This window comes from Pseudomonas sp. Marseille-P9899 (assembly GCF_903166565.1).
Taxonomy (GTDB): domain Bacteria; phylum Pseudomonadota; class Gammaproteobacteria; order Pseudomonadales; family Pseudomonadaceae; genus Aquipseudomonas; species Aquipseudomonas huaxiensis.
On sequence record NZ_CAESCG010000009.1, the window covers coordinates 1 to 25,754 of the forward strand.

Annotated in this window: 3 protein-coding genes; all 3 read right to left on the reverse strand. The window is 65.7% G+C overall.

The features are described 5' to 3' along the window. Positions 1–11,323: non-ribosomal peptide synthetase (locus tag HWV67_RS28145; RefSeq protein ID WP_175653603.1), on the reverse strand; the 11,323-nt coding region annotated here is incomplete at its 3' end. A 1-nt stretch (position 11,324) separates the two neighbouring features. Further along, entirely contained in the window at positions 11,325–22,271 is a 10,947-nt protein-coding gene (locus HWV67_RS28150) for a non-ribosomal peptide synthetase (protein WP_175653604.1), read from the reverse strand. Then, on the reverse strand, positions 22,268–25,639 hold the full coding sequence (locus HWV67_RS28155; RefSeq protein WP_175653605.1) for a non-ribosomal peptide synthetase: 3,372 nt from the start codon (positions 25,637–25,639) through the stop codon (positions 22,268–22,270). Before HWV67_RS28155 ends, HWV67_RS28150 begins: the two co-directional genes overlap by 4 nt. Positions 25,640–25,754: the final 115 nt, after the last annotated feature.

Here is a 25,754-nt window from a genome sequence, read left to right on the forward strand (position 1 = left end):
GCGCCGCGCTCAAGCCCTCGCCACCAAAGGCCAAAGTGCGTAGCGAATCCAGTTGGCCGCCCTTCACTTCCGGTAGCAACGCCTGCAGTACCGACGGTGCCAGTTGCAGGATGCTGATCTGGTGATCGGCCACTTCGCTCCAGAGCAACGACAGGTCATCGCTCAACGCCGGGCTGGCGAGCACCAGTTGCGCTCCGTTGAGCAGCGGCAGCCAGAACTCCCAGACCGAGGCGTCGAAGCTGAACGCGGTCTTCTGCAAGACGCGGTCGTGTGGCGCCAGTGCCAGTTCGTTCTGCATCCACAGCATGTGGTTGGTCAGCGCGCCATGACGAATTTCCACGCCCTTCGGTCGTCCGGTCGAACCGGAGGTGTAGATGACATAGGCAAGGTTGTCCGCGTGCAGATAAACCTGCGGCGGCGCGACCTCGGTGCTGTCCTGCCAGTCGATCAACAGGTCCAGTTCCAGGCTACGTACCTGCTCGCTCACCGGCAGTTGCGCCGGCAGCGAGGACTGGGTCAGCAACAGGCGAATGCCACTGTCGCGCAGCATGTAGTCCAGACGTTCACGCGGGTAAGCCGGATCCAGCGGCACATAGGCGCCGCCCGCCTTGAGGATCGCCAGCAACCCGACGACCATTTCCAGACTGCGCTCCAGCGAGATACCGACCAGCACGTCCGGGCCCACACCCAGTTCACGCAAGTGGTGCGCCAGGCGATTGGCCTGACGATCCAGCTCGGCGTAGCTCAGTTGCCGCTCGCCCAGGATCAACGCCACAGCCTCTGGCGTGGCCTGTACCTGAGCTTCGATCAGGTCATGAATCGGTGCGTCGGCAAAGGACTCGGCCGTGTCGTTCCAGCCATGCAGCAGGTGCTGGCGCTCGGCGGCGTCCAGCAGCGGCAGCTCGCCCAGCGGGGCCTGCGCATCGCCGGCCAAGGCGCGCAGCAACTGATCGAAATGCCCGACCAGCCGCACCATGCCGTCTTCGCTGAAACGCTGGCGATCGAAGTTGAAGCGCACCGCCAACGTCTCGTTGGCCTGGACCACCAGGGTCAGCGGATAGTGGGTCTGCTCCTGGTTGATCACGCTGCCGAACACCAGTCCTTCTGGCGCTGCCTGTTGCAACACCTCGGAGACCGGGTAGTTCTCGAACACCAGGATCGAATCGAACAACGCTTCGCCACCGTGACCAGCCCAGCGCTGAATATCGTAGAGCGGCGTGTGCTCATGCTCGCGCAGGGCCAGATTGAGGGCCTGCAGTTCACCCACCCAGTTCGCCACCGACTGCTCGGCGCGCGGGCTGCCCACCACCGGCAGGGTGTTGATGAACAGGCCAAGCTGCTCCTCGATCCCCGGCAATTCCGCCGGACGTCCGGCGACAATCGCACCGAAGGTCACGCTGGCCTGGCCGGTATAGCGTTGCAGCAGCAACAGCCAGGCCGCCTGCACCAGCGTATTCAGGGTTACCCGCTGCTCACGGGCGAAAGCGTTGAGGCGCAGCGTCTGCTCGCGGTCGAGCGCGTAATGCTGGTCGATATAGCCCTCCACCGCGACCTGCGGTTTCAGCACCTCGGCAAGCCGGGTCGGCGCCTCCAGCGCAGAGAGCTGTGCACGCCAGAAGTTTTCGCTGGCCGAGGCATCCTGGCGTTGCAGCCATTCGATGTAATCCCGGTAGCGGGCCGCCGACTGCGCCGGCACCTGGCCGTGGTAACGCTGCAACACCTCGCCCAGCAGACGCGAGCTGCTCCAGCCGTCCATCAGGATGTGATGGCTGGTGTAAATCAGGTGATGGCTGTCGTCGCCGGTGCGCAGCAGGGTCAGGCGTAGCAGCGCTTCCTGCTCCAGATCGAAACCGCGCTGACGGTCGGCGTCGGCCCAGGCTTCGAGCGCTGCGGCGCCCTGTTCCAAGGCGCGCCAGTCCTGCTCGGTCAGCGCCACGGCCACCTGTTTGCGGATCACTTGCAGCGGTTTGCTCAGGTCGCTGATGAAGCTGGCCCGCAGCACATCGTGCTGGTCGATAACCGCCTGCCAGGCCGCCTTGAAGCGCGCGACATTCAGCCCCCGCACATCCACCCGCATCTGATTGATGTAGTTGGCCGCCTCTTTCTCGTAGAGGCTGTGGAACAGCATGCCCTGCTGCATTGGCGACAGCGGGTAGATATCGGCGATCTCCGCCGGGGCGATGCGCAGGCCGTCGATGTCCTGCTGGTCGAGGTTGGCCAGCGGGAAATCCGAAGGCGTCGCTGCGGCGCTCTCGGCATGCGCGCAGTGTTCGATCACCTGCCGCAACGCGGCGCCGTACTGATCAGCCAGCCCCTGCAACAGCTCCTCCTCGAACACTGCGGTGCTGAAGCGCCATTTCAGTTCGAGCTGGCCGCCATAGACCTGGCCGCTGACGCTGATCAGGCTGTCCAGCGGTGCGTCGAGGCTGTGCATGTCGCCGCTGCTCTCGCCGGACGGGCGCAACAAGCCGTCTTCCTCCGCGAAGCTGCCGTCGAACTGCCCCAGGTAGTTGAAGACGATCGCACCCTGGGCCAGACCGGCCAGGGCCTCGCGGGCGGCGCTGCTGCCCAGATGGCGCAGCACGCCGTAACCGATGCCCTTGCTGGGGATCGCCCGCAGTTGTTCCTTGATGGTCTTGATCGAGTCGGCCAGGGCCGGCCGCGGGCTGAGCCTGACCGGGTAGACCGTGGTGAACCAGCCGACCGTGCGGGTGATGTCCAGCGCTTCGAACAGGTCTTCGCGGCCGTGCCCTTCCAGCTTGATCAGCACCGACGGCTGCCGGGTCCAGGCACAGATCACCCGGGCCAGTGCCGTCAGCAGCAGGTCGTTGATCTGCGTGCGGTAGGCCGCCGGGGCGTCCTGCAGCAGTTGTCGGGTCAGGTCGCGGTCCAGGCAGGTGGTGACGCTGGCGACAGTGCGGCTGCTCGCCTCGGCGCCCGCTTTGCGGTCCGGTAGTTCATCGCTGACCTCAGATAGTTGTGCTTGCCAGTAGCCCAGTTCCTGCTCCAGTTCGGCGCTGCGGGCATAGTCGCTCAGGTGCTCGGCCCAGCGCTTGAACGAACTGGTCTTGGCCGGCAGTGTCAGGGGCTTGCCCTCGGCAAGCGCGGCGTAAGCGTTCTGCAGATCTTCCAGCAGAATGCGCCAGGACACACCGTCCACCACCAGATGATGGATCACCAGCAACAGACGTTGCGAGCCATCGGGCAGTTCCGCCAGCACCGCACGCAACAGGTGGCCGCGCTCCAGATCGAGGCTGCGCTGGGCTTCCTGCGCCAACGGTTCCAGCTCATCGGCGTGCTTCAACTGGCGCTGCCAGAGCAACCCGCTGTCAGTGCGCTGGCCGTGGACAGCGTTCCAGACACCGCTTTCCAGCGAGAAGCCAAGGCGCAAGGCATCGTGTTGCACCAGCAACGCCCGCAAGGTTTTTTCCACCAGGGCCGCTTGCAGCACACGGGAAGGCTTGAGCATCACCGCCTGGTTCCAGTGGTGGCGCTGCGGGATGTCGGTTTCGAAGAAGGCGTGCTGGATCGGCGTCAGCGGCGCCACACCGTCCACCGCGGCCTGATCGATGACCGAGGCTTGGGCCAGGCGCGCGACCGCGGCCAGGCTCTGCACGGTCTGGCGCTGGAACAGGTCCTTGGGCGTGAAGAAGATCCCGGCCTGACGCGCACGGCTGACCACCTGAATGGAGATGATCGAGTCGCCGCCCAGCTCGAAGAAGTTGTCGGTCAGCCCGACCTGCTTCAGCTTGAGCACATCGCACCAGATCGCCGCCAATTGCTGTTCCAGCTCGCTGCGTGGCGCGACGTAAGTCGCCTGGGCCTGGGCAACGTCCGGCTGTGGCAGGGCCTTACGGTCGAGCTTGCCGTTCGGCGTCAGCGGCAACTGGTCGAGGAACAGCCACTGCGCTGGCACCATGAAGGCCGGCAGGTCCTTAGCCAGCAGCGCCTTGAGGTCAGCCACGGCGGGCTGATCCTGATCGGCCACCAGATACGCCACCAATTGCGTACCGTTGGCCGTTTCCTTCGCCAGCACCACCGCCTCGCGGACGGCGGCATGGCGCAGGATCTGCGCTTCGATCTCGCCCAGCTCGATACGCAAACCGCGAATCTTCACCTGATGGTCGATACGGCCGAGGTAGTCGATCACGCCGTCAGCGCGGTAGCGAACCAGGTCGCCGGTGCGGTACAGACGCGCACCCGGAGTGAACGGATCCGGCACGAAGCGCTCGGCGGTCAGATCAGGACGCTGGTGATAACCACGGGCCAACGAGTCACCGCCGACGTACAACTCACCTGCGCTGCCCACCGGGCAGACCTGCAAGTTGGCGTCCAGCACATAGGTGCGCACGTTGCTGATCGGCCGGCCGATGGCGGCGATTGCGGTGTCCACCGGACCCTCGATCAGCAGGCTGCTGGTGTCGATAGTCGCTTCGGTCGGGCCGTACAGGTTGTAGACCTGGCCGTTCCACTGCTGACGCAGTTGCTCCACCAGCGCCGCGCTCAAGCCCTCGCCACCGAAGGCCAAAGTGCGCAGCGAATCCAGTTGGCCGCCCTTCACGTCCGGCAGCAACGCCTGAAGTACCGACGGCGCCAGTTGCAGGATGCTGATGTGGTGATCGGCCACTTCGCTCCAGAGCAACGACAGGTCATCGCTCAGTGTTGGACTGGCAAGAACCAGTTGCGCGCCGTTGAGCAGCGGCAGCCAGAACTCCCAGACCGAAGCGTCGAAGCTGAACGCGGTCTTCTGCAAGACGCGGTCGTGTGGCGCCAGTTCCAGTTCGTTCTGCATCCAAAGCATGTGGTTGGTCAGCGCGCCGTGGCGGATTTCCACGCCCTTCGGTCGTCCGGTCGAACCGGAGGTGTAGATGACATAGGCCAGGTTGTCCGAGTGCAGATGAACCTGCGGCGGCGCGACCTCGGTGCTGTCCTGCCAGTCGATCAGCAGGTCCAGTTCCAGGCTGCGAACCTGCTCGCTCACCGGCAGTTGCGCCAGCAGCGACGACTGGGTCAGCAGCAGGCGAATGCCGCTGTCGCGCAGCATGTAATCGAGGCGCTCACGCGGGTACGCCGGGTCCAGCGGCACATAGGCGCCGCCCGCCTTGAGGATCGCCAGCAGGCCGACGACCATTTCCAGGCTGCGCTCCAACGAGATACCAACCAGCACATCCGGGCCCACGCCCAGTTCACGCAAGTGATGCGCCAGACGGTTGGCTTGACGATCCAGCTCGGCGTAGCTCAGTTGCCGCTCACCCAGAATCAGCGCCACAGCCTCTGGCGTGGCCTGCACCTGGGCCTCGATCAGGTCCTGAATCGGTGCGTCGGCGAAGGCCACGGCCGTGTCGTTCCAGTGATGCAGCAGGTGCTGGCGCTCATCGGCGTCCAGCAGCGGCAGCTCGCCCAGCGGGGCCTGGGCATCGCGGATCAGCGCCTGCAACAGGTGATCGAGATGCCGCGCCAACTGAGCCACTACTTCATCGCTGAACTGCCGGCGGTCGTGGCTCAGGCGCATCGACAGCGCAGCGCCGACATTGACCACCAGCGCCAGCGGATAGTGCGCCTGCTCCTGGTTGATCAGGCTGCCGAAGACCAGGCCCTGCGGCGCGGTCTGCTGCAGGGCCTCGGACACCGGGTAGTTCTCGAACACCAGAATCGAATCGAACAGCGCCTCGCCGCCCCGTCCAGCCCAGCGCTGGATGTCGTTGAGCGGCGTGTGCTCGTGCTCGCGCAGAACCAGGTTCTGCGCCTGCACCTGCGCCAGCCACTCGGCCACGGTCTGTTCCGGGCGCGGGCTACCGAGCACCGGCAGGGTATTGATAAACAGACCAAGCTGCTCCTCGATCCCCGGCAGTTCGGTTGGACGACCCGCCACGGTGGCGCCGAAGGCCACGCTGGCCTGACCACTGTAGCGTTGCAGCAGCAACAGCCACGCGGCCTGCACCAGGGTGTTGAGGGTGACCCGCTGTTCGCGGGCGAAATCGCTCAGGCGTTGGGTCTGCTGCTCATCCAGGCCATGAAGCTGTTCGCCATAACCGTCGCCGCCCACCGGCGCACTGACCGCTTGGGCCAGCCGGGTCGGCTGTTCCAGCCCGTGCAAGTGGCGGGTCCAGAAGTCGCGGCTGGCCGCGCCGTCCTGGCGCTGCAACCACTCGATATAGTCGCGGTAGCGTCCGCTGTTAGCCGCCACGCTGTGACCGCTGTAGCGTTGCAGCACCTCGCCGAGCATCCGCGAGGTGCTCCAGCCGTCCATGAGAATGTGGTGGCAGGTGTAGACCAGTTGATGGCTGTGCTCGCCGGTGCGCAGCACCGCCAGACGCAGCAGCGGCCCCTGTTCCAGCACGAAGCCACGCGCACGCTCCGCCGCCGCCCATTGCTCGATCCACGCATCCTGCTCTGCCTGCCCACGCACATTGAGCTCGACGAAAGGCACCTCGACCTGACGCAACACCGCTTGCACGGGCTGGCGCAGGTCGCTGAAGAACACACTGCGCAGCACGTCATGCTGGTCCACCAGCGCCTGCCAGGCCGCACGGAAACGCGGCACCTCAAGGCCTTCGACCTCGACCCGCAACTGGTTGATGTAGTTGCCGGCCTCCTGCTCGTACAGGGTGTGGAACAGCATGCCCTGCTGCATCGGCGACAGCGGGTAAAGGTCCTGCACTCGCGCCGCTGGCAGTGGCAAGCGGTCCAGTTCCGCCTGGCTCAGGTCGACCAGCGGGAAGTCCGACGGGGTCATCCCCGCCACGCCAGCGGCGGTGCAATGCTCGATCAACTGACGCAGTTCGGCGGCATAGTCGTCCGCCAGACGCTGGATGGTCGCGCGCTCGAACACCTGGCTGCTGAAGCTCCAGCTCAGGTCCAGTTCGCCGCCATACACCTGGCCGTTGATGCTGATCGGCGCAGAAAGCGGCGCCGCGGCGGCCTGGCTGTCGCCAGACGCTTCACCGGACGGCGCAAACAGCGCATCACCGGCATCGAAGCTGCCATCGAACTGGCCGAGGTAGTTGAACACGATGCTGCCCTGCGCCAGTTGCGCGAGGGACGCCCGCGCAGGCTCGCCACCCAGGTAACGCAGCACGCCATAGCCGATGCCCTTGTCGGGAATCGCCCGCAGTTGTTCCTTGATCGCCTTGATCGATTCGCCCACCTGCGCGGCGGGCGTCAGGCGCACCGGGTACAGGTTGCTGAACCAGCCGACGGTACGGCTCAGGTCGATATCGTCGAACAGGTCTTCGCGGCCGTGGCCTTCCAGGCGGATCAACGCATCGGGCCGAGCGGTCCAGCGGCTGATGACCCGCGCCAGCGCGGTCAGCAGCAGGTCGTTGATCTGCGTGCGGTAGGCGGCGGGCGCGTCTTGCAGCAGTTTGCGGGTCAGCCCGGCATCCAGGTGGGTGCTCACGGAGAGGGCGTGCTGGCGTTGCTGGCTGCCCTCGGTGTGATCCCACGGCAGGCTGTCGCTGGCGCCGTGCAACTGCGTTTGCCACCAGCCCAGTTCCTGTTCCAGCGCGGCATTCGCGGCGTAGCCGTGGAGTTTTTCCGCCCAGGCCTTGAGCGAACTGCTCTTGGCCGGCAGCACCACCGTCTTGCCCGCCACCAGCGCGGCATAGGCCTGTTGCAGGTCTTCCAGCAGTACGCGCCAGGACACGCCGTCCACCACTAGGTGATGGATCACCAGCAGCAGGCGCTGTTCGCCCTGCGCCAGGTTCACCAGCACCCCGCGCAGCAGCGGGCCGTTTGTCAGGTCGAGGCTGCGCTGGGCTTCGTTGGCCAACGCGGTCAGGTCGGCGCTGTCGTCCAGCTCGCGTACCCACAGCAGGTCACGGCTGTTGATCGCGGCGAAGCTCGCCTGCCAGCCCGCCGCTTGCGCTGCGAAACTCAGGCGCAGGGCGTCATGCTGTTCGACCAGGGCATGCAGGGCGACTCGCAGGTGCACGGCGTCCAGCGCGCGGGTCGGCTTGAGCATCACCGCCTGGTTCCAGTGGTGACGCTGGGGAATATCGGTCTCGAAGAAACGCGCCTGGATCGGCAGCAGCGGCAGATTGCCGCTCAGTTGCTCGACCACGGGGGCGGCGGCTTTCTTCTCGATCAGCTTGGCCACCGCGGCCAGTTGGCCGATGGTCTGTTTCTCGAACAGTTGCTTGGGGCTGAGCTTGATGCCCTGACGCTTGGCCCGAGCGATGATCTGCAGGCTGAGGATCGAGTCACCGCCCAATTCGAAGAAGTTGTCGGTGGTGCCGACCCGCTCCAGCTTGAGCACATCGGCCCAGACTGCGGCGAGTTTTTCCTCGATTTCACCCACAGGCGCGGTGTACGCCTGCTTGATCGCACCCGGCTTGGGCAGGGCGCGTTTGTCCAGCTTGCCGTTGGCGGTCAGCGGCAGGCGCTCCAGCAGCAGGATCTGCGCGGGCACCAGGTATTCCGGCAGGCTCGCCGCCAGTTGCTGACGCAGCGCTTCGGCCTGCAGGGTCACGCCGCTGGCGGCGGCGCAGTAGCCCACCAGTTGCAGGCGCGCTTCATCACCGTCCTGCGGCAGCGCCAGAACCACGGCTTCGGCGACCCCGTCGAGGCCGCGCAGCAGATGGCCGACCTCGCCCGGCTCGACGCGGTAGCCGCGAATTTTCACCTGGTCGTCGGCACGGCCCAGATACTCCAGCCCACCCGGCACATGCCGCGCACGGTCGCCGGAGCGGTACAGGCGCTGGCCATCGGCATCCGGTACGAAGCGTTCGGCGGTCAGCGCCGGCAGACCCAAATAGCCCTGGGCCAGACCGGCACCGCCCAGGTACAGCTCGCCCGCGACCCGCTCGGCCACCGGGTTGAGCCAGGCGTCCAGCACCCGTGCCCGGGCGCCGGCCAGCGGCTGGCCAACCGGAACGCTGCGGCAGCCTTCGATAACGGCGCCGACTTCATGGGTGAGGATGCCCACGGTGGTTTCGGTCGGACCGTAGTGGTTGAGGATCCGGCAGCCAGGTTTGAGCGCGCGAATCTGCTCGACCAGGCTCCAGCTACTGGCTTCGCCACCGAGGATCAGCAACTGCGCCGGTAGCACATCCGCCGGCTTCGCCGCCTGCAACAGACCTTGCAGATGGCTCGGCACGATCTTCAGCACCTCGATCCGCTGCTCGGCCATGTAGGCGGCGAAGCTGTCCGGGTCGAAGGCATGTTCATGGGACAACAGGTGCAGCGTGCGCCCCGACGCCAGGGCGCCGAACAGCAAGGTGTGGCCGAGGTCGGCGGCGATGGTCGAAACCATCGCCATGCTGCCCTCGCCGCTCAGCGCCAGACGCTCCAGTACGCCCTGCACGTAGTTGCTCAAGGCGCCGTGGCTGATCACCACGCCCTTGGGCTGACCGGTGGAACCGGAGGTGTAGATGATGTAGGCCGGCTGGCTCGCACTGATGGCAACCTCGGGCGCACTGCTCGGGTTGACGGCCCACAGGTTGGCGTCCCAGGCCAGGGTCGGGCAGTGGTCGAAGGACGAAGCGTCGTATCCGGCGGCATGGATCAGCAGCGCGGCGCGGCTGTCCCGCGTCAGCTGTTGCAGGCGCTCCAGCGGCTGGCGGGTATCCAGCGGCAGGTACACCGCACCCAGCTTGAGCACCGCCAGCAGGCTCGTCACCCACTCGATCCCGCGTTCCTGACACAGCGCCACGGTCATGCCGGCGCCGATGCCTTGCGCCCGCAGGTAATGGGCGAGCTGGCTGGATTGCGCGTCCAGTTGCGCGTAGCTCAAGACGTCTTCGCCCGAGCGCACGGCCGGCTTGTCCTGGCCCACCTGCAGCCCTTGCTGCCAGAGCGAGAGGAAGCCATTGGCGCTGCTCGCCGCAGCCGCTGGCGTCGCCAATAGCGGCGCGGGCTCGGCGTGCGCCAGCAGCGTGTCGCCAGTGTGCGCGGCGAGGTTTTCCAGCACGCCACGCAACGAGGCGACGATCCGCTCGATGGTCGCCGCCTCGAACAGGTCGGTGGCGTAGGTGAAGTAACCACGCAGGCCCTGCGGGGTATCGATGAAGTCGTAGGCTAGGTCGAAGCGCGCATCGGTGGCGCCGAAAGCGTATTTGTCCACGCTCAGGCCATCGACGCCGCGCTCGGCATCGTCGCCTTCGTCCGCGCTGAACACCTGCTGGTTGATCTTGAACTGGAACAGCGGGTTGTGGCCCAGGTTGCGCTCGGGCGCCAGGGCGTCCACCAGGTGCTCGAACGGCAGCTCCTGATGGGATTGCGCGCCGGTCACCACCTGCTTCACCTGCTCCAGCAGCTCGGCGAAGGTCTGCCGCTCATCGATCTGCACCCGCAGCACCTGGGTGTTGATGAAGAAGCCGATCAGCCCTTCCAGTTCGCTGCGGGTACGGCCGGCGTTGGGCGCGCCGATGCGGATATCGGCCTGGCCGCTGTAGCGCGACAGCACCACCGACAGCGCGGCCAGGGTCAGCATGAACACGGTCACGCCTTGGGTACGCGCCACGCGTTTGAGCTGCTCGGACAGCGCCGCCGACAGGTCGGCACGCACCACCGCGCCACGGTAGCTGGGTTGCTGCGGGCGTTCGTGGTCCAGCGGCAGCGCCAGCACCGGCTGTTCGTCGCCCAGTTGCTGTTTCCAGTACTGCAACTGCCGCTCGCCTTCCCCGGCCTCCAGCCAGGCGCGCTGCCAGATGGCGTAGTCGGCGTACTGCACCGGCAACGCCGGCAAGGCCGCGGCGGTAGCGCCGACCTGAGCCTGATAGAGCTGAACGAACTCGCGCACCAGCAACTGGCTCGACCAGCCATCGGACACCACATGGTGCATGCACAGGGTCAGCACATGCTCGGCGCTGCCGAGGCGGAACAGTTTGACCCGCAACAAGGTGCCGCTGAGCAGGTCGAACGGCGCCTGCATCTCGGCTTCGACCAGCGCTTTCAGGGTGTTTTCGGCGTCTTCGCTGACGTCGCTCGAGACCTCCACCACCTCCAGGGCCACCGGCGCCTGTTCGAGGATTTCCTGGTGGAACTCGCCGTCCACCGAAACGAAACGGGTGCGCAGGGTTTCATGCCGCTTTACCAGTTGCGCCAGGGCGCCGGCCAGCGCCGCGTCGTCCAGTGCGCCGCTCAGGCGCACCGCCATCGGCACGTTGTAGGCGCTGTTGTCCGGCTCCATCTGCCAGAGGAACAGCATGCGCTGCTGCGCGTAGGACAGCGGGATGCGCTCCACCTCATTGCGGGTCACGGCAATCGGCAAGAGGCGGAAGCTCTGCCCGGTCTCGCGCATCTTGTCGAGGATCTGCCGACGCTGCTCCAGTGGCAGGCTGACGAAACGTTTGGCAATGCGCTCTGCGGTAGTGTTGTCCATCTCAGGCCCCTGCCATTTCGTTCATCATTTTTTCGATATCGGACAAGCCGTCTTCGGTCAGCGACAGACCGGTGCTCTCGAATGCCTGGATAAAATCGTTCAATTGCGGTTTCTCGAAAATGAGGCGCAGCGGTACGTCGATACCGAGGCCGGAATGGATTCTTGAAATCAGCTGCGCCGCGAGCAGCGAATGCCCGCCCAGCTCGAAGAAGTCGTCGGTCAGCCCCACGCGCTCGACGTTCAGTACCTCGGCCCAGAGCGCGGCCAGTTGCTGTTCCAGCTCGCTGACCGGCGCCACGTAGACGTTCTGCAGCGGGCTGGCATCGGGCTTGGGCAGGGCCTTGCGGTCCAGCTTGCCGTTGGGGGTCTGGGGCATTTTCTCCAGCCACACCAGGTGGCTCGGCACCATGTAGTCAGGCAGGCCCGCCTTGAGATGGGCCTTGAGTTCGGCACGCAGCGCAGTGCTGTCCTCGTCACCGATCAGGTAGGCCGCCAACTGCTTGTGGCCGCTGACTTCGATATCGATCACCACCGCTTCGTGTACGGCCGGATGCTCCAGCAGCCGCGCCTCGATCTCGCCCAGTTCGATGCGGAAACCGCGAATCTTCACTTGATGGTCGAGACGGCCGGCGTATTCGATCACACCGTCGGCGTGATAACGCGCCAGGTCGCCGGTGCGGTACAGGCGGCCGCCATTGCTGGAGAACGGATCAGGGATAAAGCGCTCCGCGGTCAACGAAGGACGTTGGTGATAACCACGGGCCAGACCGTCGCCGCCAATCAGCAACTCGCCACGGGCGCCTACTGGCAGCACGTCGATATCGTCGCTGATGATATAAAGCGAGGTGTTGGCCAGCGGTTTGCCCAGCCAGACATCGTCGCTTTCAGTGAGGTAATGGCGGGCCGACCAGATGGTGGTCTCGGTCGGGCCGTAGACGTTCCACACATGTCCGGCCTGCTCGATCAAACGCTGCGCCAGTTCGGCACTCAGCGCTTCGCCGCCGCAGAGAATCGTCTTGCCGTTGAGCGCGCCAGCCGGTGCCGCGTCGAGGATCATCCGCCAGCTCGAAGGCGTGGCCTGGATCACCGTCACGTTCTGCTGGGCGATTACGCTCAGCAGGGCTTGCGGGTCTTTATTTTGGTGAGTGTTCAGCAATACCACTGCGGCGCCGCGCAACAGCGGCAGGTACAGCTCAAGACCGGCGATATCGAAGGACAGCGAGGTCAGTTGCAGGACCCGGTCGTTGCCCGTGATGCCTGGCTGATCGGCCATGCTGGAGAGGAAGTTGACCAGCGCCTGATGGTGAATCGTCACGCCCTTGGGCAGGCCAGTGGAACCTGAGGTGTAGATGGCGTAGGCCAGGTTCAATGGGCCAGCGAGACCAGGCAGATTGTCCTGACCGTAGCCATCCAGCCAGTCGCCATCCTGGTCCAGGCACAGGTTATCGATGCCAGCAGGAATCGGCAGTTGCGCCAGCAGCGAGGACTGGGTCAGCAGCAATTTCAGGCCGCTGTCTTCCATCATGTAGGCCAGGCGATCTGGTGGGAAATCCGGGTCCAGCGGCACATACGCGCCACCGGCCTTGAGGATCGCCAGCAGACCAATGACCATTTCCAGCGAGCGCTCCAGCGCCACGCCCACCAGCACGTCCGGGCCCACGCCCAGTTCGCGCAGCTTGTGGGCCAGTTGATTGGCGCGGGTATTCAGTTGTGCATAACTCAGCGACGCGTCACCGAGCACCAGCGCCGTGGCATCCGGCGTCGCCAGCACCTGGGCTTCGAACAGCGCCGGCAGGCTCTGTTCACGCGGGTAATCGGCCTCGCTACGGTTCCACTCGACGAGGATCTGCTGACGCTCGGCGGCGTCCAGCAACGGCAAGGCTGCCACGCGCTGCCCGACATCGGCGCAGATGCCTTGCAGCAGGTTGCGCCAGTGCCCGGCCAGACGCTCGATGGTCGCCGCATCGAACAGCGCCGTGGCGTAGCTCAGCTCGGCAAACAGACCACGGGCATGCTCGGAGGTGTTCAGGGTCAGGTCGAACTGGGCGGCCTGGCTGTCCGACTCCAGCCCTTCGACGGTCAGGCCAGGCAACTCGCGGCCCTCGCCCTTGACCTCGGTCTGGTGGTTGAACATCACCTGGAACAGCGGGCTGTGGCTGAGGCTGCGCTGCGGTTGCAACGCCTCCACCAACTGCTCGAACGGCAATTCCTGATGGGCCTGGGCTTGCAACGCGGTCTGTTTGACCTGTTGCAGCAACTGCCTGAAGGTGTCGCCCGCGGCGAATTCGGCCTTGAGCACCTGGGTGTTGACGAAGAAGCCGATCAGCCCCTCGGTCTCGGCACGGGTACGGTTGGCGATCGGCACGCCGACGCGAATATCGGCCTGGCCGCTGTGGCGGTGCAACAGGGTCTGGAACGACGCCAGCAGCAGCATGAACAGGGTCACGCCCTGCTGCCGCGCCACTTGCTTAAGGTTATCCACCAGCGCGTTGTCCAGCGCGATGGCGCAGCGTGCGCCCGCCAGTTGCTGGATCGCCGGACGTGGACGGTCCATCGGCAGTTCCAGCACCGGCTGCTCGCCACCCAGTTGGGCGGTCCAGTAGTCCAGTTGCCGGGCTTTCTCGCCAGCTTCCATCCAGGTGCGTTGCCACAGGGCGTAGTCGGCGTACTGGATCGGCAAGACGCCCAGCGCGGTTTCCCGGCCCTGGCTGAAGCCTTCGTAGAGGCGCACCAGCTCATCGACCATGATCGGCATCGACCAGCCATCGGAGACGATGTGGTGCTGGGTCAGCACCAGCACATGTTCGTGCTCGCCCAGGTGCAACAGCTTGACCCGCAGCAGCGGCCCCTGTTGCAGATCGAACGGCCGCTGCACTTCCTGCTCGACACAGGCCCGCAGGGTTTCACCCGCGGCCAGTTGCTCCACCGCCAGCACGAACGGCGCTGCCGGATGCACCACCTGCACCGCCTGCTCGCCGTCCTGGCGGAAGGTGGTGCGCAGGGTTTCGTGACGGGCGATCAGCGCGGCGAAACTCGATTCCAGCGCCTCGATATCCAGCGAGCCGTTCAGGCGCAGGGCGACAGGAATGTTGTAAGCGGCGCTGTCCGGCTCCAGTTGCCAGAGGAACCACTGACGTTGCTGGGCGTAGGACAGCAGCAGCGGCTGACCGCGATCAGCGTGGATAAAGGCGGGGGCGCTGTTGGCAGCGCCCTGCCCGGCTGCCGCAGCGAACGCGGCCAGGTCCTCGGCCTCGAACAGCGCGCGCAGCGACAGCTCCAGTCCCAGTTGCTGACGTACCCGCGAGACCACCTGGGTCGCCAGCAGCGAGTGACCGCCCAGCGCGAAGAAGTTGTCGGTCAGACCGACCTGTTCGACTTTCAGCACCTCGGCCCAGATTGCCGCCAGTTGCTGCTCCAGTTCGCTGACCGGTGCCACATGTTCGCCTTGTAGCAGCGCCGCATCAGGCTTGGGCAGGGCCTTGCGGTCCAGCTTGCCGTTGGCGGTCAGGGGCATGGCATCGAGCACGATCAGGTGCGTCGGCACCATGTAGTCCGGCAGGTTGGCTTTCAGGTGTGCTTTCAGGATTTCGCGCAGTGTTTGCTGATCCTGTTCCAGCGCACTTGGCACCAGATACGCCGCCAGTTGCTGCCCGCTCGGGCCCTCCACTGCCAGCACGATCACTTCGCGCACTGCGGCATGTTCTTGCAGGCGCGCTTCGATTTCGCCCAGCTCGATACGGAAGCCGCGAATCTTCACTTGATGGTCGATACGGCCGGCGTATTCGATCACATCCTCGGCGCGGTAGCGGGCCAGGTCACCGGTGCGGTACAGACGGCTACCGTCCTTGGCGAACGGGTTCGGCACAAAGCGCTCGGCGGTCAGTGCGGCGCGGTTGTGATAACCACGGGCCAGACCGGCGTGGCCGACATGCAACTCGCCGCTGACACCCTGCGCCACCGGGTTGAAGTCGGTGTCCAGCACATGCCACGACAGGTCCGGGATGGCCTCGCCAATCGGGCTGACATCGGCCTGCAACAGGTCGGCCTTGCTGATCGGGCGGTAGGTCACGTGCACCGTGGTTTCGGTGATGCCGTACATGTTGATCAACTGCGGCTTCTGGTCGCCGAAGCGCTCGAACCAAGGCTGCAAGCTGCCGATATCCAGCGCCTCGCCACCGAACACCACGTAACGCAGCGCCAGTTCGGCGGACGACTCGCAGGCCACTCGCGCCAATTGCTTGAACGCCGACGGGGTCTGGTTCAGCACGGTGACGTTCTCGGAAGCCAACAACTGGTGGAACTCTTCCGGCGAACGGGTCACTTCACGCGGCACCACCACCAGACGACCGCCGTACATCAGCGCACCGAAAATTTCCCATACCGAGAAGTCGAAGGCGTAGGAGTGGAACAGAGTCCAGACGTCATTTGCGTCGAAGTTGAACCAGTCATCCGTGGCCTTGAACAGGCGCAGCACGTTGTGATGCGGTAGCAAGGTGCCCTTCGGTTTGCCAGTCGAACCCGAGGTGTAGATCACGTAGGCCAGGTTGTCCGGCGAGGTCAGGTTGACCAGGTTTTCGCTGCTGTAGCCGTCCAGCGATTCATCGAGGCGCAACGATTGCACACCCGTCGGAACCGGCAACGCAGGCAGCAGATGAGACTGGGCCAGCAGCAGGGAAATGCCGCTGTCTTCCATCATGTAACTCAAGCGGTCCTGTGGATAATCCGGGTCCAGCGGCACATAGGCACCGCCCGCCTTGAGAATCGCCAGCACGCCAATCAGCATCTCGAAGCCGCGTTCGACCGACAACCCGACCAGTACATCCGGCCCCACGCCCTGCTCGCGCAATTTGTGCGCAAGCTGGTTGGCCCGGGCATTGAGTGCGGCGTAGGTCAGCTGTTCACTGCCAAAGGTCAGCGCTATCGCTTCCGGCACGCGCGCCGCCTGGGCTTCGATCATCTGTTGAACGCACTGCTCTCTCTCATAGCGAGCCACGTCCTGATGCCAGCCACTTGGCAGCGCCAGTTCGCCCACCGGTGCGGCGGCATCGACGATCAGCGCGCCCAGCAGATGATTGAAATGCGCCGCCAATTGCGCCACGGCCTGCTCGCCGAAGTGACGGCGGTCATGGCTGATACGCAGCGACAGGCGCTCACCGGTGTTGACCACCAGGGTCAGCGGATAGTGGGTCTGCTCCTGACTGTGCACGTCGCCGAACACCAGACCGTCTGGCGCGGCCTGTTGCAGCGCCTCCGACACCGGGTAGTTCTCGAAGACCAGGATCGAATCGAACAGCGCCTCGCCCGCCCAGCCGGCCCAGCGCTGCACTTCGTACAGCGGCGTGTGTTCGAACTCGCGCAAGGCGAGGTTCTGGTTTTGCACCTGTTGCACCCAGTCGCCGACGCTCTGTTCTGAACGCGGGCTGCCCACCACCGGCAGGGTGTTGATAAACAGGCCAAGCTGTTCTTCCACACCCGCAAGCTCAGCCGGACGCCCGGCCACGGTGGCGCCGAAAGTGACGCTGGACTGCCCGGTATAGCGTTGCAACAGCAACAGCCACGCCGCCTGCACCAAGGTGTTCAACGTGACCCGCTGCTCGCGGGCGAAGTCGCCGAGGCGACGGGACAGGTCGGCGTCGAGGTCTTCCAGGTACTCGCCGTAGCCCTCGCCATCGGCGCCGGCCTTGAAGGCCTGGGCCAGCCGCGTCGGCTCGTTGAGGTCCGCCAGTTGCTCCAGCCAGAAACGCTGGCCAGCCGCCGCATCCTGGCCTTGCAGCCAGCGGATGTAGTCGCGGTAGCGGCTGCCCTGACGGGAAATCGGCGCGCCGGCGTAGCGTTGCAGCACTTCGCCGAGCATCCGCGAACTGCTCCAGCCATCCATCAGGATGTGGTGGCTGGTGTAGATCAGTTGATAACGGTTGTCGCCGGTACGGATCAGCGCCAGCCGCAGCAGCGGGCCCTCGGCCAGTTCGAAGCCCTGGTCGCGCTCGGCGCGGGCCCAGTCGTCGATCCAGGTGTCGCGGTCGTCCTGCTCGCGGGCGTCGATTTCGACGAACGCCAGCACCACGTCGCGCTGCACCACTTGCAACGGCTGGTCGCCCTCGGTGACGAAGACACTGCGCAGCACTTCGTGGTTGTCCAGCAGCGCTTGCCAGGCCGCACGCAGCCGCGCGGCGTCAAGGCCCTCGACGTCCACCCGCAACTGGTTGATGTAGTTGCCGGCTTCTTTCGCGTAGAGGCTGTGGAACAGCATGCCCTGCTGCATCGGCGACAGCGGGTAGATGTCTTCGATGCGCGCGGCGGGCACCGGCAGGCGATCGAGCTGCGCCTGGCTCAGGGTTGCCAGCGGAAAATCGGAAGGCGTGACGCCCTGGTTGCCGGCCACGCAATGCTCGATCAGCTCGGTCAGGGTCCGTTCGTAGTCACGGGCCAGGGCCTCGATGGTGGCGGGCTGGAACATCTCGCGGCTGAACGCCCATTCCAGGCGCAACTGGCCGTCGTAGACCTGGCCATTGATGCTCAGCCAGTTGCCCAGCGGGCCTTCTGGACACAGCGGCTGGCCGCCGTGTTCGCTGGCCGGGGCGAACAACGCGCCGTGCTCGCGATCGAAGCTGGCATCGAACTGACCCAGGTAGTTGAAGGTCACCCGCGCTTGCGGCAGGGCCGCCAGTTCATGGGCGAAATCGACATCGCCGAGGTAGCGCAGCAGGCCGAAACCAATGCCCTTGGCCGGCACGCCGCGCAGTTGCTCCTTGATCGCGCAGATCGAGGCGGCCGCGTTGCCGGCAGGCGTCAGGCGGACCGGGAACAGGCTGCTGAACCAGCCGACGGTGCGGCTCAGGTCGACGTCGTCGAAGAGGTCTTCGCGGCCATGGCCTTCCAGCTGGATCAGCACCGACGGCTGCTGGCTCCACTGGCACAGCACCTGGGCCAGGGCGGTCAGCAGCAGGTCGTTGACCTGGGTGCGATAGGCCGCCGGCGCGACCTTGAGCAGGTGCGCGGTCAGTTCCGCGCTCAGTTGCGACGCGGCATGGGTGGCGTCGGCAATCCGTGGATTGGCCTGGGTGTTGTCGCGCGGCAGCGTGTCTTCGGCGCCGGCCAGGGTGGCGCGCCAGTAATCACGCTCGGCTTCCAGCGTCGGGCTTGCAGCATAGCCATGCAGCTTTTCCGCCCAGGCCTTGAACGACGTGCTCTTGGCCGGCAGCCCCGGCGCACGGCCTGCGGCGATGGCGCCGTAGGCCTGTTGCAAGTCTTCCAGCAGCACGCGCCAGGACACCCCGTCCACCACCAGGTGATGGATCACCAGCAGCAGGCGCTGTTCGCCGGCCGACAGTTTGATCAAGAGCGCACGCAGCAGCGGGCCGGTCTTCAGGTCGAGGCTGCGCTGGGCTTCATCGGCCAGCGCTTCGATGCCATCGACAGCGTCCAGCTCGCGGGTCCACAGCAGTTCGGCGCTGTTGAGCGGAGCGAACACCGCCTGCCAGCCGGCGTACTGCCGGGCGAAATTCAGGCGCAGCGCATCGTGCTGCTCGACCAGCGCATGCAGCGCCGCCCGCAGGTGCGCGGCGTCGAGCGGCTGGGTCGGGCTGAGCAGCACCGACTGGTTCCAGTGCTGGCGCGCGGGGATGTCCAGTTCGAAGAAGCGCGCCTGGATCGGCAGCAGCGGCAGGTTGCCGCTGATCTGCTCGACCACCACGGCGGCGGCCTTCTTCTCGATCAGCTTGGCCACCGAGGCCAGTTGGCCGATGGTCTGCTTTTCGAACAGTTGCTTGGGGCTGAGTTTGAGGCCCTGGCGCTTGGCCCGGGCAATGATCTGCAGGCTGAGAATCGAGTCGCCGCCCAGTTCGAAGAAGTTGTCGGTGCTGCCGACCTGTTCCAGCTTGAGCACGTCGCGCCAGATGGCGGCGAGCTTTTCCTCGATCTCGCCTTGCGGGGCGACATAACGCTGCTTGACCGCGCCCGGCTTGGGCAGGACCTTGCGGTCGAGTTTGCCGTTGGCGGTCAGCGGCAGTTGTTCCAGCAGAACGATCTGCGCCGGCACCATGTACTCCGGCAGACGCTCGGCCAGTTGCTCGCGCAGAGCATCGGCCTGCACGCCGCTGGCCACACACCAGGCCAGCAGTTGCAGGCGGGATTCGTCGCCATCCTGCGGATCGGCCAGCACCACCGCCTGGGTCACCGACGGCAACGTCTGCAAAACCCGCGCGACTTCCGCCGGCTCGACCCGGTAACCGCGAATCTTCACCTGATCGTCGGCCCGGCCAATGAACTCCAGTTGTCCCTGAGGGTTGCGCCGCACCCGGTCGCCGCTGCGGTACAACCGTGCACCGGCCGCGCCATGTGGGTCAGGAATAAAGCGCTCGGCGGTCAGTGCCGGTTGGCCGAGGTAACCCAGGGCCACGCTGTCGCCACCGATATACAACTCGCCCGGCACCTTCTCTGCGACGCCGTTGAGCACGTCATCCAGCACCCGCACGCAGGCACCCGGCAGCGGCGTGCCGACCGGCACGATCTGGGGCAGCGGATCGTCGGCGCGGACTTCATGGGTCAGCACGCCGACCGTGGTTTCGCTCGGGCCGTAGTGGTTGATGAAGCGGCACTGCGGACGTAGGCGGCGGACCTGCTCCACCAACCCGGCCGGGCAGGCTTCGCCACCGACGATCAGGGCGTGGCGCGGCAGCACGTCGGCGGCGCGGGACGCCTGCAACAGCGCGACAAGGTGGCCCGGGACGATCTTCAGTACGCCCACCTGATGGGTCGCCATGTAGTCGGCGAATGCATCCGGGTCAAAGCCCAGTGCCTCCGGCATCACATGCAGGGTGCGGCCGGCGCACAGCGCACCGAACAGCACGGTGTGGCCGAGGTCGGCGGCGATGGTAGAGGCCAGCGCCATGCTCGCCTCCGGCGCCAGTTCCAGACGGGTCAGCAAGCCGCGCACATAGCTGGCCAAGGCACCGTGGCTGACCAGCACGCCCTTGGGCAGGCCGGTGGAACCGGAGGTGTGGATCACGTAGGCCGGGGCCTCGGCGTCAATGCTCAGTGCTGGCGTCGTGGCCGGCTGCGCCTGCCATGATGCCGGGTTGTAGGCCAGCGCAACGCAGCCGTCGATCTTCAGCAAGGTCAGGCGCGCATCGCCCGCGGCGCACAGCAGCACCCGCGCCCGGGCGCGTTCCAGCATCTGCTGCAAGCGCGCGTCCGGCGCCTTGGCGTCCAGCGGCATGTACACCGCGCCGACCTTGAGGGTGGCCAGCAACGCGGTCAGCCATTCCAGCGAGCGCTCCATCAACAGCGCCACCGGTTGGCCCGCACTGACGCCCTGCGCCAGCAGGTGATGGGCCAGGCGGTTGGCCGCCTCGTCCAGTTCGCGATAGCTCAGGCTTTCGCTCAGGCAGCGAGCGGCCAGGGCGTCAGGCCGTTGCGCGACATGGCGGTTCCACTGTTCCAGCACCAGCGGCGCGGCAGCCAGAGGCGCCTGCGCTTGCGGCTGCGGCAAGGCGCCGAGGCTGAGCAGCGGCGCCCGAGGCGCTTCCAGCAACTTATCGAACAGCATCAGCAGCGACGGGATGAACGCTTCCACGGTGCCGCGTTGGTAGAGGTCGCTGGCGTAGGTCATGTCGCCGTGGATCAGCGTGCCGTCGTCGGTGATGTCCAGCGCCAGATCGAAGTGCGCGCCCTCGCGGTGCAGCGGGTACTCGCTGACGTCCAGGCCCGGCAGCTTCAGCGACAGCTCCTGCTTGAGCACCACGTTCTGGTTGAACTTGGCCTGGAACAGCGGGTTGTGGCCAAGGCTGCGCTCTGGCGCCAGGCGGTCGACCAATTGCTCGAACGGCACGTCCTGATGCGCCTGGGCGTCGAACGAGGTTTCGCGAATCTGGCCGAGCAGATCGAGGTAGCTCAGGCGCTCATCGATCTGGCAACGCAGCACCTGGGTGTTGATGAAGAAGCCGATCAGGCCCTCGGTTTCCGCGCGGCCGCGGTTGGCGTTGGGCACGCCGATGCGGATATCGCGCTGCCCGGACTGACGGGAAAGGAACAGCGAAAAGCCCGCCAGCACCAGCATGAACAGGCTCATGCCCTGGGCGCGGGCGAAGGCGTTCAGGCGCTGCGAGCGCTCCACGCCGAAGTCGAAGCCGAGGCGCTCGCCACGGAAGCTCTGGCTTGGTGGCCGCGGGAAATCCTGGGCGGCTTCCAGTAGCGGTTGCTCGTCACCCAGTTGGCGCTGCCAATAGTCCAGTTGCCGCTCGCCCTCCCCGGCTTCCAGCCAACTGCGTTGCCAGATGGCGTAGTCGGCGTATTGCAGCGGCAGCGCCGGCAGGTTGGGCTCGCTGCCCTGGCTGCAGGCCTGGTAGCTCTGGGCGAACTCCTTGACCATCACGTCCATCGACCAGCCGTCGGAGACGATGTGGTGCATGCACACCACCAGCACGAAGTCCTCGGCGCCGAGCTGGAACAGGTTGGCGCGCAGCAGCGGGCCATTGATCAGGTCGAACGGCCGCGCGGTGGCCGCGCCAACCTGGCGGGCCAGTTCGGCATCGCGCTGGTCGGCGGCGACGGCGCTGAGGTCGCTGCGTTCCAGGTTCATCGACAGCGACGGCAGGATCACCTGGCACGGCTGCTCGCCATCGGTGCGGAACACGGTGCGCAGCACTTCGTGGCGCTGCAGCAGAAGGTCGAAGGCGCGTTGCAGCGCGCTGTCATCCAGTTGCCCGCGCAGGCGCAGGCCGGTGGTCATCTTGTAGGCGTCGCTGGACGGGTCGAGCTGCCAGAGGAACAGCAGGCGCTGCTGGGCGTAGGACAGCGGGATCAGCGCGACGTCGTGGCGGCTTTCCACGATCGGCAGCAGGCTGAAGTCCTTACCGTCCTGGCGCAGTTTGGCGAGGAACTGGCGGCGCTGATCGAGGGACATACCGACAAAACGTTTGGCGATACGTGCAGTTGTGGTCCCGCTCATGCTCCTACTTCCTCCAGAGAATCCATGAACTGGTCCATATCGTCCCAGTCATCGTCAGTCGTGGTCGTCGTCAGCGCCGCCACTTCGGCGGCCAGCTCGCTCAGCAGCGGCTTTTCGAACAGCGTGCGCAGCGGCAGGCTGACGCTCAGTTGTTTCTTGATCCGCGCGATCATCTGCGCGGCCAGCAGCGAGTGGCCGCCCAGCTCGAAGAAGCTGTCATTCAGGCCGACGCGCTCGATCTTCAGCACCTCGGCCCAGATAGCAGCGAGCTGTTGCTCAAGCTCGGTGACCGGCGCCACGTAGGCGGTTTGCGCCTGGGTGGTGTCCGGCTTCGGCAGCGCCTTGCGGTCGAGCTTGCCGTTCGGGGTGAGCGGCATGGCGGCCAGCAGCACAAAGTGGGTTGGCACCATGTAGTCCGGCAGGCTGGCCTTCAGTGCGGTTTTCAGGTCCTCACGCAGCGCGTCAGCATCGACTTCGCCACGGGCAACCAGATACGCCGCAAGCTGCTTGCCCTGCGGGCCGTCGATATCCAACACCACCGCTTCGCGGATCGCGGAGTGCTCTTGCAAGCGGGTTTCGATTTCGCCCAGCTCGATGCGGTAGCCGCGGATCTTCACTTGATGGTCGGCGCGACCGACGTATTCGAGAACACCATCAGCACGGCGGCGTGCCAGGTCACCGGTGCGGTACAAGCGCTCGCCCGGTGCGCCGAATGGGTTCGGCACGTACACCGGCGTGGTGCGGCGCGGATCGGCGACATAGCCGCGACCGACGCCTGTCCCCGCCACGCACAACTCGCCAACGGCACCCAGCGGCACCAGTTCCAGCGCGTCGTCCAGCAGGTAGATCAGGTTGTTGTCGGTCGGCGTGCCGATCGGCAGATAAGTGCTTTGCGTGGAATCCAGATCGACACGGAAGAACGCCACGTCGTCCGAGCATTCGGCCGGGCCGTAGGCGTTGACGAGGCCAATCTGTGGATAACGCAGCAGCCATTGCTTCGCCAATTCAGGCGGCATGGCTTCGCCGGTCGGCAGCATCCAGCGCAGGCCGTCCAGGCTCACGCGCTCTTCGGCCAGCAGGCCCTGGATCAGTGACGGCACGCTTTCCAGCACGCTGATGCCCTGAGCTTGAACGTGGGCCAGCAGCGCCTGCGGATCGCGGGCGATTTCCTTCGGCACGATATCCACACGGGCACCGAACAGCGGCGCGGCGAGGAACTGCCAGACGGAAATATCGAAGCTCTGCGAGGCGGTTTGAGCGATCACATCAGCGTTGCTCAAATCGAGATACGGCACCTTGCTCAACTGGTTGTTGAGCATGCCGCGCTGCTCGACCATCACGCCTTTCGGCAGGCCGGTGGAACCGGAAGTGAAGATGACGTAAGCGAGGTTATCCGGGGCGCTGTAGCGGCCCGGGTTATCCACAGACACCCCGCTCTGCTGGACCTGTTCCCAGACCAGCAGTTGCACCGGGCTTTCCAGACCGACCAACAGTTCGCGGGCCTGCGCTTCGCATTCGGCGCTGCACACCAGCACCGGCGCGCCGCTCTGCGCGATCACGCCGCTCAAACGCGGATTTGGCAGTGCCGGGTCCAGCGGCAGATAGCCCGCCCCAGCCTTGAAGCTGCCGACGATCATGCCCAGCAGGTCCGGGCCGCGCTCGGCCAGCAGGGCAATCGGCTGGTCGAAGCCAGCGCCCGCCGCGATCAGCGCATGACCGAGGCGGTTGGCGGCGGCGTTGAGTTCGGCGTAGGTGTCCTGTCGCTCAAGGCACGAGACGGCAATTCGCTCGGGATGCGCGGCCACTCGCTCTTCAAACAGCGCCACATAACTGCGCTCCAGCGGATAGTCACAGGCGCTCTGGTTGCAGCCCTCTATCAAGAAGGCGCGCTCTCCAGCGTCCAGCATCGGCAACTCACCCACGCGGGCATTGGCGTCGGCACACAGCGAGCGCAGCAGATTGCGCCAGTGGCCGGCCATGCGTTCGATGGTCGGGCGCTCAAACAGATCGGTGGCGTAGGTGAACGATGCCGTCAGGTGCTCGCCTTCACCGGTGGTTTCCAGCATCAGGTCACAGGCGATGGCATGGTCGCGGTTGTCTTGCGCCTGTTGCTCCGCGTCCAGCCCTTCGACCCGCAGGCCGCAGGCCAGTTGATTGCCGCCGATGTCATTGGCCTGTGGACGGTGGTTGTACATGGCCTGGAACAGCGGGTTGCGGCTTTGTCCGCGAGCGACTTGCAGGCCGTCGGCCAGGGCATCGAACGGCAACTCCTGATGGGCCTGGGCGCCCAGCGCGGCGTGGCGCACGGTCTGCAGAAGATCGGCGAAACGGCTGTCGCTGCGCACTTCGCTGCGCAGCACCTGGGTGTTGACGAAGAAGCCGATCAGGCCCTCGGTTTCGCTGCGGGTGCGGTTGGCGATCAGGCCGCCGACGCGAATATCGGTCTGGCCGCTGTAGCGGTGCAGCAGCACCTTGAACGACGCCAGCAACACCACGAACAGGGTCACGCCCTGGCGCTGGGCCAAGGCTTGCAGGTTTTTCAGCAGGTCGCCGTCGAGGGCGATATCCAGGTGCCGGCCCTTCTGGCTAGGCACGGCGGGATGAGGTCGGTCGGTGGGCAGCTCCAGCACCGGGTGCTCATCGCCCAGGTGGCTGCGCCAGTACTCCAGTTGCCGCACCTGCTCGCCGGCTTCCAGCCAGGCGCGCTGCCACAGGGCGTAATCTCGATACTGCACGGCGAGCGGCTGGATCTGCGGGGTAACACCTTGCGCCAGCGCGTCGTAGTAGCCCATGCACTCGTCCAGCAGCACGCCCATCGACCAGCCGTCGGTAATGATGTGGTGCAAGGTCAGCAGCAGGATAAAGCGGTCGGCGGCGAGCCGGAGCAGTTGCACGCGGAACAGCGGGCCCTGTTCCAGATCGAAGGGCCGATTCGCCTCCTCGGCCATCGCCTCGCGGGCCTGGGCCGCGCCCGCGACATCGCGAACCGCGATACGCACCGGCGCCGCGGCGGCCACACGCTGCGTGGCCTGTTCGTCATCCTGGAAGAAGGTGGTGCGCAGGCTTTCGTGGCGCTCTACCAGCAGACCGAAAGCGCGCTCGAGTGCGGGAATGTCGAGGGCGCCATTGAGGCAGACGGAAATCGGCAGGTTGAAGCCGGCGGACAGAGGATCGAGCTGCCAGAGAAACCACATGCGCTGCTGGGCATAAGACAAGCCATCGCGTCCGGCCACGCCTTCACTGGAAGGGATGGGAAACAGGGCAAAGTCGACCTCTTCCCGGCGCAGCGCCTCGAGGAACAGGCTGCGCTTTTCGGCAGGCAGCTCGACGAAGCGACGGGCGAGTTTCTGGGCGTGTTCGGCATTCATGGGGTGTGTCCTTGCTGATCGGCGTGACCATGGGTGGGTCGTATCAACAAGAACGAATAGGAATGGAAATATTTAGCAAGGAATCGAGCGGCCTGGCCTTGGGCCTGCTTTGCAG